A 9860-nucleotide genomic window follows, 5' to 3' on the forward strand; every position below is an offset into this window, starting at 1 on the left:
CCCGTTATTCCCCAAAAACAAAAAATCAAAAACAGAAATCCCGTCATTCCCGCGCAGGCGGGAATCTAGAGTTGTCGGTGCGGAAACTTATCAGATAAAACGGTTTCTTTAGATTTTACGTTCTGGATTCCCACTTTCGTGGGAATGACGCGGAAAAGTTTCCGTGCCGGTTTGAACCGGTGGGGATGGTGCGGGAATGACGGCGGAAAAGTGGGCTGTGGGGCGGGAATGACGGTATTTTTGTATTTAATATAAATTTGTATTCGATATAAAAATGCCGTCTGAAACGGCGGGGGCGGGGTGTGGAAATGCCGTCTGAAGCGGTCAAACGACGTTTCAGACGGCATTTTTATGCCCGGTTATTTCCGGTAGCGGACGGCGCGGGACAGGATTTCTTCAATTTCCATCCACATAATTCCTCCTTACAGCAAACCGGGCTGTCCCAATGCAGGGTCGGTCGCGCGGGCGGCTTGTGCGTCTTCGACAGTCAGTCCGAGGGCTTTGGCTACACCTTCACCGTATGCCGGGTCGCAACGGTAGCAGTTGCGGATATGGCGGTATTTGATGAAGTCGGGCGCGTCGCCCATTGCGGCGGCGGTGTTGCCGAACAATGCCTGTTTCTGCTCGTCGTTCATCAGGTTGAACAAGGCGCGCGGTTGGCTGAAGTAGTCGTCATCGTCTTGGCGGTAGTCCCAGTGCGCCGCGTCGCCGTTGATTTTCAAAGGCGGTTCGGCGAAGTCGGGTTGTTGCTGCCATTGGCCGAAGCTGTTGGGTTCGTAGTGCGGCAGGCTGCCGTAGTTGCCGTCGGCGCGGCCTTGTCCGTCGCGCTGGTTGCTGTGTACGGGGCAACGCGGGCGGTTGACGGGGATTTGGCGGAAATTCACGCCCAAGCGGTAACGTTGCGCGTCGGCGTAGTTGAACAAACGCGCCTGCAACATTTTATCCGGGCTCGCGCCGACACCGGGAACGAGGTTGCTCGGTGCGAAGGCGGATTGTTCCACATCGGCGAAGAAGTTTTCGGGATTGCGGTTCAACTCGAATTCGCCCACTTCAATCAGCGGATAGTCTTTTTTCGGCCAAACTTTGGTCAAGTCAAACGGATGATACGGCACTTTTTCGGCATCGGCTTCGGGCATCACTTGGATGTACATCGTCCATTTCGGAAACTCGCCGCGCTCGATGGCTTCGTACAGGTCGCGCTGGTGGCTTTCGCGGTCTTCGGCGATGATTTTGGCGGCTTCTTCGTTGGTCAGGTTTTTAATGCCTTGTTGGGTGCGGAAATGGAATTTCACCCAAAAACGCTCGCCTGCTTCGTTCCAGAAGCTGTAAGTATGCGAACCGAAGCCGTGCATATGGCGGTAGCCGGCAGGGATGCCCCGGTCGCTCATCACGATGGTAACTTGGTGCAACGCTTCGGGCAGCAGCGTCCAAAAATCCCAGTTGTTTGTGGCGGAGCGCATATTGGTGCGCGGATCGCGTTTGACGGCTTTGTTCAAGTCGGGGAACTTACGCGGGTCGCGCAGGAAGAACACGGGCGTGTTGTTGCCGACCACATCCCAGTTGCCTTCTTCGGTATAGAACTTCAAGGCAAAGCCTCGGATGTCGCGTTCCGCATCGGCTGCGCCGCGCTCGCCTGCCACGGTAGTGAAACGGGCGAACATCTCGGTTTTTTTGCCGACTTCGCTGAAGATTTTGGCGCGGGTGTATTTGGTGATGTCGTGCGTTACGGTAAACGTGCCGAACGCGCCCGAACCTTTGGCGTGCATACGGCGTTCGGGGATGACTTCGCGCACGAAGTCGGCGAGTTTTTCATTCAGCCACAAATCCTGCGCCAGCAGGGGGCCGCGCGGGCCGGCGGTCAGGCTGTTTTGATTGTCGGCAACGGGCGCGCCGTTGTTCATGGTCAGATGGGTTACGGGGCATTTGGAGGCAGTCATCGCTCTTGTTCCTTTTCTCGGGTTGGTCAAATGGGGGGTAAACGGCTTACAGTACGATTTGGCGGAAAGCGTATTCGTAACCGGTTTCTTGATTGCAATAAATTTCTTGAATCGACATTTTGTTTTCCTTTTGCAAAAACTATGGATGCGACTATACGCCAAGATTTTCGCTATTAAAACTATGAAATCGATTTAATATTGTTATAAGCAATCGGTTTTTGATTTCCGTTTGTTTTTTGTTATCGGACAGAACCCGAACCCGCCCATTAAAACCATTTATAATGCAATGACGCTTTGCGGCATTTTTTTGCGCCGGCAGGCTGAAAATAACAATTTCCCCCACATTATCATGACCTTACTCGGAATAAAGCTCAAACAGACCCAGCAGCTCGACCAGCGGCTGCAACAATCTTTGCGCGTATTGCAGATGTCGGGTATCGAACTTGAACGCGAGGTTGAGGACTGGCTGTCGGACAACCCCCTGCTCGAACGCAAAGACACGGATGAATTTTCCGATGCCGAATTCAGCCATTACACTGCGCCCGCGCGCCAAATCGGCGGAGACGAAGGCGAAGATATGCTGTCCAACATCGCCGGCGAAGAAGATTTCAAGCAATACCTGCACGCGCAAGTGTGCGAACACCCGCTTTCCGACCAAGAAGCCGCCTGTGTCCACATCCTTATCGATTTCCTTGACGAGCAGGGTTATCTGACCGACAGCATCGAAGACATCCTCGACCATACGCCCTTGGAGTGGATGTTGGATGAGGCAATGCTGAAACAAGCCCTGACCGCATTGAAAAAATTTGACCCGGCAGGCGTGGCCGCCGCCGATTTGAACGAATCGCTGATATTGCAGATAGAAAGATCGGACGGATGCGCCGCCAAAACCGCCGCCCTGCATATCGTCCGAACCGCACTCGACAGCATAGACGGCAACCGCAGCCAAACCCTCGCACGAATAAAAAAACGCCTGCCCCAAACCGACAGCGGTACACTCGAAGCCGCACTCGACCTCATTGCTTCGCTCAATCCCTTTCCCGCCGCCGGTTTTGCCTCGTCCACGCCCACGCCGTATATCCGCCCGGATGTCTGGGTTGAGGAAAGTAAAGACGGCTGGACGGTCAGTTTCAACGAAGACTCCCTGCCTCCTCTGCAAATGAACAGCGAATATTGCGAACTGATGCCGTCTGAAGGCCTCTCGCCCGAGTGGAAGGAAAAAATCAGCGAAGCCAGACAACGTATCGATTCGCTCGAATTGAGGAAGGCAACCGTCGTCCTTCTTACCGAATACATCGTTAAACATCAGGCAGACTTTTTCACTTTTGGCGAAATCGGACTCGTCCCCCTGCTGATGAAAGATGCCGCCGCCGAATTGGGTGTGGCAGAAAGTACCGTTTCCCGCGCGGCCAACCAAAAATATTTGTCTTGCCCGCGCGGAGTGTTTGCGCTACGCTATTTCTTCACGCAGGCAGTTCAAACGGAAGAAGGCAAAAAAGCCGTCAGCCAACACGCCGTTAAAGCCGCACTCTCCCAGCTTGTCGGCAGCGAAGACAAACGCAAGCCCTATTCCGACGAAGCACTTGCCCGCCTGTTGGAACTTCGCGGTATGGAAATTTCCCGCCGCACCGTTGCCAAATACAGAGAATCCCTTGAGATTCCGGCAGCACACAAACGCAAAACCGCAGAATAATTTTTCAACACAATGCTACAACCCGTTTTTCCGTTCCGTCGCCGACGGACAGAACCCACCGAAGGAGCTGTATCATGAATCTGAAAATCACCGGTCTGAATTTTGACGTTACCGAAGCCATCAAAAACCACGTTTCCAAGAAACTGGAGCGCATCAACCGCCATGCTTCGGACATCATTTCTATAACCGTAACGCTGTCTGTGGAAAAAGCCGGCCATAAGGCCGAGGCAGACGTACACCTTGCCGGTAAAGACCTGCACGTCGAGTCCGACGGTCAGGACATGTATGCCGCCATCGACACCCTGATAGACAAACTTGACCGCGCCGTATTGAAACACAAAGAAAAAAGCGGCGAAGTCCGCAACTGACCGAATCGGCAAAATGCCGTCTGAAACGGATTTCCGTTTCAGACGGCATTGTTTATCCTGCATAACCAAACATGAAGCAAATCCGCCTTATCTTGAACCGGTTTTGATGCTCAACTCCATGAACTTTTTAACGATAGCTTAAGGTTATCGTTAAAAGGTATTACCCCGACAAACTGGGATTTATCTTTTTTATTCATCCAAAGCGTTGTAAAGCTTGTCCATAATTACAGAAAGGGCTTCTGGAATTCCTTCATCCCAGTCTGGACTTTCAAGAATTTCACCATCTAACGCCTTAAACATTACTTCTGGTATTTTTGATTTTGCTTTACTATCGTCATATCCTTTTGTCCAATCATGTCCTCCAGAATATAAATCGTTAGTCGGATTAAATGCATAAATTTGAACATTATAAAAATCAGAAAGATAGTTTGTTTCAATGGTATCTAAAATATCATAATCTTCTAAGCCCCATGAATATTTTTCTTCGCATTCTTTTCTGTCCACACAGTTCTCTTTATAAAAATCAGGTGCCATGTACCAGTACAAATAAAGGATTGTGCCTCTGTCAGTATCTGGCTGATCAACTATCCACTGGATTACTTTTTTAGAATTATCAAAGTTCCAACTTATTGCTAATAGCTGTCTTTCTTTCGGAGTATTTTTCTTAAGAAAATCAATAATAAGCTCTGTGCTTAATTTCTCAAATTCATCGTCATCAATTTTGACTTCGTCCCATTCAAAATCGTCATTGAGAATATCACTTATCGTTAACATACTGTACCTCCTAAAATTTCGATTTGTAACTATCTTTTTTTGAACAAATATCTGTCATTTACTATCAGAACCCGTGAAATTATATCGTAATTATTTTAATACACTATTCAATTACCAGCTCTACATAATCCCCATCTTCCTTATTGTATACATGCTTATTTACGATATATACCTCCGCACAACCTGTTCCGAAAACCTTTAAAGATGCAATGCATCAGTTAAGACGGCTGCAATAAGAAAACGGGATGCAAATCCGCATCCCGTTCCGTTTACTTCCAAGCCCCTGCAACGGCTTGGGCCTCTTTCAGACGGTCTACCGTACCGACATCCAGCCACAAACCCGTATGCTTCTGACCACTCACCCGATTTTGCCGCATTTCGCCACGCAATATGGGCGCGAGTTTCGCCACACTGCCCGCTTCAATTCCATCAAACATTTCAGGACGGTAAATACCCACGCCGCTGAATGTCAATCCGTTGCCGCCGGATACTTCCGACTGTACGCTTCCGTCCGGCAGCAGCAAAAAATCACCGTCGGGATGGTGCGGGGGATTTTCCACCAGCCACAAATGTGCGGAAATATGCTCGGGCAGGGACGATGCCGTCTGAAACGCGGCGGTAAAATCGATGTCGGTCAGCACATCGCCATTGACAACCAAAAACGGGGCATCGCCCAACAGCGGCAATGCCCGTGCGATACCGCCTGCGGTTTCCAAGCCGCCTGCGGGTTCGGGCGAATAGGCAATGTTCACACCATATGGCGAGCCGTCGCCCAAAACATCTTCTATCTGCCGACCCAACCACGCATGGTTGATGACTACTTCTGTAAACCCTGCCTGCTTCAGACGGCATAGGTGCCAACCGATTAGAGGCTTACCCGCCACATCAAGCAGCGGCTTCGGAGTGGTATCGGTCAAAGGGCGCATACGCTCGCCGCGTCCTGCCGCCAGTATCATCGCTTTCATATATATATCTGTCCGAATATCAGTCTAAAGATCTAAACTGCCGTCTGAAGTAAAGCAGCGCCGGACGTTTGCCCACGCAATTTTTAATTTCGTCGAGCCTGACGTAAAACACAAAATGTGTGCCGATTTCATGTTGACCGACAATATGCCCGTGCAGGTGCGCCAACGCGCCCTCTATTTCAAGCTGTCCGGTTTTGCCGCGATGCCAGATGTGGTAGGCAAACCGCTCTTCGGGCGACAGGCCGGTCAGCCCGGCAAAATGTTCGGCAACATCCTGATGTTCGTCCGCCAGCGTATTGATGCAGAGGCTGCCGTTTTCCGACAGTATCGGGATGATACGGGCTTTACGGTTGATACACAGCATCACGGTTGGAGGCTCATCCGTAACCGGTGTAACCGCAGTCATCGTGATGCCGTAACGTCCTGCCGATCCCTCTGTCGTAATGACATGAACACCTGCCGCGCAAGATGCCATCGCATCACGGAATGAGGTTTGAAATTCTTTCTGCAAATCCGTCATTTTTCCCCTTAAACTGTCCCCTATATAAGAATGCTGCACACAAGGCATCCCCTATGTGCAGCAATCCTGATTCGGAATCCCGCCGTGCGGACGTTTCCGCGCGTTACGGCGTATTACGAGTTCAACGCATCCTCGATTTTGGCAAGCTCTGCCAACAAATCTTTAAGCAGCAGCATTTTCTCGCGGGACAACACTTCTTCGATAGCATCGTAGCGTTCGTCCACTTCTTCGCCGATTTCCTCATACAGTTTCTCGCCCTCGGCAGTCAGCTTCAGATAAACGCGCCGTTGGTCGTTGGAAGGTTTCAGGCGGACAACCAGACCTGCTTTTTCAAGGCGGGTCAGGATACCGGTCAGGCTGGGGCGCAGGATGCACGCCTGATTCGCCAAATCTTGAAAGTCCAGCGTACCGTTTTCCGCCAAAAGACGGATAATCCGCCATTGCTGATCGGTAATATTCGCCTGATTCAGAATAGGCCTGAATTGGGTCATCAGGGCTTCCCTTGCCTGTATCAGACCGATATTGATAGACGCATGTTTTGATTGGGTAGGCATTGTTTAAGTCTCCAAGTTATCGAAAATCAAACTTTCAAACCGTCAGGAAAGCCTGTGGGCGTAATTTTTGATGCAACCGTTATATAACAAAACGAACATATAGCAACAATACTCTATAAACCGCATCGGACGACTGGGTATAAAAGACTTTAATTCCGATAATCCTATCTAAAAATATTTTAATAGTTATATCTTAATCTATTTTTCCCACAATCACAACAAGGGATTACATCGGCAGGCGCGCCGGCTCTTTCCCAAAAAACAAAAGCCGCCGCATCCGCCGCGCAAGGCATATGCCGTTTGATTTTCCACACAGCGGAAAGTTTAACAGGAACAAAGGTTAACCGAAAACATCTGCCTGAAAGATTCTTGCACGCAAACCCCAATAGCTGCTGATTCCCGTCGTATAGTGGATCATTTTCCCATTTTTGACCAAAACGACGGCAGGCGTTGCGACAATCCGCCAAGAGCTTGCCAAACCCCCGTCCTCATCGTTGACAGTCGGAAAGCCCAAGCCCCGTTTTGCCATATATGCCGCCACTTCGGACGCGCTGCCCGAACGTACCGCCACACCGACGACCGGAACGCCGTCCGCCGCCAAATCATCGATTATCGGCGACTGATAACGGCACACGCCGCACCAGCTCCCCCAAAAATACACCAGCACCGCCCTATCCCGGCTAAACTGTCCCAAAGTCAGCCGCTGCCCCGACAGCAGGGTCAAAGGCCGCCCTGCCGCCCCGGCAGGTTCGTCGGGCTTGCGTACCCAATCCAGACACAGCGACACCAGCAAAAACACCAATGCCGTCTGAACAGCAAATTTGATGCCCGAAAGCAGTTTCTTTTTCATACGCCCCCGCAAACGGTACGCCCGCGCAACCTGCAGGCAAACAAAAAAGCCAAGTCCTAAAACTTGGCTTCCGGTTATCTGGTGGGTCGTGAGCGATTCGAACGCTCGACCAACGGATTAAAAGTCCGCTGCTCTACCGACTGAGCTAACGACCCGATAAGCTGTGCATTATACAACTCCTCTTCCCACCGTCAAGCAAATTTTACAGGCTTAATTGCAGACCGCTGTTTGCACGGAATATTTTGGCAACGGATTTTCACAATCCGACCCATGCCGTGTAAAAGTTCGCACAAGAAAAAAGCAAACTGCCCAAAATCATGTACACTTTCCGTCTATCTTCCTCTCACCCAACTTGCGAACAGAGGCACACATCATGAATATACAAAATATCCGCCCCCTCCTTGAAACTGTCGGCATCCCGAATACGGCACGCACACTCGGCAGCGAAAAGGCCGTCCGCTCGGTCGAACAGCATTCAGACGGCATCCATATCGCCCTGCATTTCGGTTTCCCCGTCGCGCACATTGCCGCCGCCGTCGCCGATGCCGTGCAAGAAACCCTGATGCCGCTGACAGGCGACACACACATCCATCTGTCCATGGACACGGAAATCGGCACACACAAAGTCCAGCCCGGCGTTACCACCATCAAAGGTGTGAAAAACATCATCGCCGTCGCCTCCGGCAAAGGCGGCGTGGGCAAATCGACGACGACCGCCAACCTTGCCACCGCGATGGCGCGCATGGGCGCGCGCGTCGGCGTGCTCGATGCCGACCTTTACGGCCCGAGCCAGCCCACGATGCTGGGCGTACACAACCGCAAACCCGATCAGAAAAACCAAAAACTGATTCCCGTCGAATCTTCAAACGGCATACAAGTCATGTCCATCGGTTTTCTGGTCGATACCGACCAAGCCGTCGTCTGGCGCGGGCCGATGGTCAGCCAAGCCTTGCAGCAGCTGATGTTCCAAAGCGAGTGGGACGAAGTGGACTACCTGTTTATCGACCTGCCCCCCGGCACGGGCGACATCCAACTCACGCTGTCCCAGCGCATCCCCGTAACCGGATCGGTCATCGTAACCACGCCGCAGGACATCGCCCTGATAGACGCGCGCAAGGCCGTGGATATGTTCCGCAAAGTCAACATCCCCATTTTGGGCGTATTGGAAAACATGTCCGTCCATATCTGCTCCAACTGCGGGCACAGCGAAGCACTGTTCGGCACGGACGGCGGCAAAGATTTGGCGGCACGCCTCAACGTCCCCCTGCTCGGACAGCTCCCCCTAAGCCTGCCCGTGCGCGAAGCGATGGACGGCGGCACGACGGCACAACTGTTCGACAAACACCCCGCCATCGCCAAAATCTACACCGATGCCGCATTCCAAATCGCCCTGAGCATTGCCGACAAAGGCAAAGACTTCAGCAGCCGCTTCCCCAAAATCGTCGTCGAATAAAGCCCCGCCCCCGAAACCGCAATGCCGTCTGAAACCCCGCGCCTGCCGATACGCCGTCATTCCCGCGAAAGCGGGAATCCGGACCTGTCGGTGCGGAAACTTATCGGATAAAACGGTTTCTTAGATTCCACGTTCTAGATTCCCGCCTGCGCGGGAATGACGATTCATAAGTTTCCCGAAATTCCAACATAACCGAAACCTGACAGTAACCACAGGGTGGGCTTCAGCCCGCCGTTTCCATCAATCCCACATTTCTACCGTTTTCATCGAATCCATCGAATCCTCACCTTTCGGCAATCCGACCCTATGCAACTGAACCGTCATTCCCACGAAAGTGGGAATCTAGAACGCAGGGTTGGAGAAACCGTTTTATCCGATAAGTTTCCGTACCGAACGGACCGGATTCCCGCCCGACGCGGGAAAAGCAGGCAAATTTCCCGCCGCCGAACGCGCCAAACGCATAAAGCGCGCATCAGGCGCGGTGCTATGTGTTGAAACATCGCCCCAAACCCGATACAATCCGCCCTTGAACCATCAGTGAAAATCGTTCTTTTTTAATCAGTTAAACCGAATACGGAGCCGAAAATGAATCCAGCCCCCAAAAAAAACCTTCTCTTCTCTTCTCTTCTCTTCTCTTCTCTTCTCTTCTCTTCTCTTCTCTTCCGCAGCGCAGGCGGCAAGTGAAGACAATGGTCGCGGCCCGTATGTACAGGCAGATTTAGCCTACGCCTACGAACACATTACCT

Annotated in this window: 9 protein-coding genes and 1 tRNA gene; 3 read left to right on the forward strand and 7 right to left on the reverse strand. The window is 51.7% G+C overall.

What is annotated here, in order from left to right:
- Window positions 1-422: 422 nt before the first annotated feature.
- Complete coding sequence (katA, locus tag DBY86_RS11585; RefSeq protein WP_107820068.1) at window positions 423-1937, reverse strand: catalase KatA; 1515 nt, start codon at window positions 1935-1937, stop codon at window positions 423-425.
- Between the two features lie 349 nt (window positions 1938-2286).
- Here katA and rpoN point away from each other — a divergent pair, with 349 nt between their 5' ends.
- On the forward strand, window positions 2287-3630 hold the full coding sequence (rpoN, locus tag DBY86_RS11595; protein WP_107820079.1) for an RNA polymerase factor sigma-54: 1344 nt from the start codon (window positions 2287-2289) through the stop codon (window positions 3628-3630).
- 74 nt (window positions 3631-3704) lie between these two features.
- The gene (gene hpf / locus DBY86_RS11600) at window positions 3705-3998 is read left to right on the forward strand and encodes a ribosome hibernation-promoting factor, HPF/YfiA family (RefSeq protein WP_107820070.1); all 294 of its coding nucleotides are present in this window, start codon (window positions 3705-3707) and stop codon (window positions 3996-3998) included.
- 189 nt (window positions 3999-4187) lie between these two features.
- Here hpf and DBY86_RS11605 read toward each other — a convergent pair whose 3' ends face one another.
- From DBY86_RS11605 to DBY86_RS11635, 6 genes are all read right to left on the reverse strand, one after another.
- Entirely contained in the window at window positions 4188-4772 is a 585-nt protein-coding gene (locus DBY86_RS11605; RefSeq protein ID WP_107820071.1) for a DUF4274 domain-containing protein, read from the reverse strand.
- Window positions 4773-5041: 269 nt separating this feature from the next.
- Entirely contained in the window at window positions 5042-5737 is a 696-nt protein-coding gene (murU, locus tag DBY86_RS11610; protein WP_107820072.1) for an N-acetylmuramate alpha-1-phosphate uridylyltransferase MurU, read from the reverse strand.
- A gap of 19 nt (window positions 5738-5756) precedes the next feature.
- Window positions 5757-6257, reverse strand: coding sequence for a 4-hydroxyphenylacetate 3-monooxygenase, reductase component (hpaC, locus tag DBY86_RS11615; protein WP_061702826.1), 501 nt, complete (start codon window positions 6255-6257; stop codon window positions 5757-5759).
- 113 nt (window positions 6258-6370) lie between these two features.
- The gene (gene nadR / locus DBY86_RS11620; protein ID WP_061702827.1) at window positions 6371-6811 is read right to left on the reverse strand and encodes a MarR family adhesin repressor NadR; all 441 of its coding nucleotides are present in this window, start codon (window positions 6809-6811) and stop codon (window positions 6371-6373) included.
- A 340-nt stretch (window positions 6812-7151) separates the two neighbouring features.
- The gene (locus tag DBY86_RS11630; RefSeq protein WP_061702828.1) at window positions 7152-7661 is read right to left on the reverse strand and encodes a protein disulfide oxidoreductase; all 510 of its coding nucleotides are present in this window, start codon (window positions 7659-7661) and stop codon (window positions 7152-7154) included.
- A gap of 79 nt (window positions 7662-7740) precedes the next feature.
- A tRNA-Lys gene (locus DBY86_RS11635) sits at window positions 7741-7816 on the reverse strand.
- Window positions 7817-8034: 218 nt separating this feature from the next.
- On the opposite strand from DBY86_RS11635, the gene apbC reads away from it, so the two are divergent.
- Entirely contained in the window at window positions 8035-9114 is a 1080-nt protein-coding gene (apbC, locus tag DBY86_RS11640; RefSeq protein WP_107820074.1) for an iron-sulfur cluster carrier protein ApbC, read from the forward strand.
- Window positions 9115-9860 lie beyond the last annotated feature (746 nt).

The organism is Neisseria bergeri, from assembly GCA_003044455.1.
GTDB classification, from domain to species: domain Bacteria; phylum Pseudomonadota; class Gammaproteobacteria; order Burkholderiales; family Neisseriaceae; genus Neisseria; species Neisseria bergeri.

What these genes read in the sequence shown, in the direction of transcription:
- nadR (WP_061702827.1), bottom strand. Translation starts at nt 6,811, where the DNA reads ATGCCTACCCAATCAAAACATGCGTCTATCAATATCGGTCTGATACAG.
- rpoN (WP_107820079.1), top strand. Translation starts at nt 2,287, where the DNA reads ATGACCTTACTCGGAATAAAGCTCAAACAGACCCAGCAGCTCGACCAG.
- murU (WP_107820072.1), bottom strand. Translation starts at nt 5,737, where the DNA reads ATGAAAGCGATGATACTGGCGGCAGGACGCGGCGAGCGTATGCGCCCT.
- katA (WP_107820068.1), bottom strand. Translation starts at nt 1,937, where the DNA reads ATGACTGCCTCCAAATGCCCCGTAACCCATCTGACCATGAACAACGGC.
- DBY86_RS11630 (WP_061702828.1), bottom strand. Translation starts at nt 7,661, where the DNA reads ATGAAAAAGAAACTGCTTTCGGGCATCAAATTTGCTGTTCAGACGGCA.
- hpf (WP_107820070.1), top strand. Translation starts at nt 3,705, where the DNA reads ATGAATCTGAAAATCACCGGTCTGAATTTTGACGTTACCGAAGCCATC.
- hpaC (WP_061702826.1), bottom strand. Translation starts at nt 6,257, where the DNA reads ATGACGGATTTGCAGAAAGAATTTCAAACCTCATTCCGTGATGCGATG.
- DBY86_RS11605 (WP_107820071.1), bottom strand. Translation starts at nt 4,772, where the DNA reads ATGTTAACGATAAGTGATATTCTCAATGACGATTTTGAATGGGACGAA.
- apbC (WP_107820074.1), top strand. Translation starts at nt 8,035, where the DNA reads ATGAATATACAAAATATCCGCCCCCTCCTTGAAACTGTCGGCATCCCG.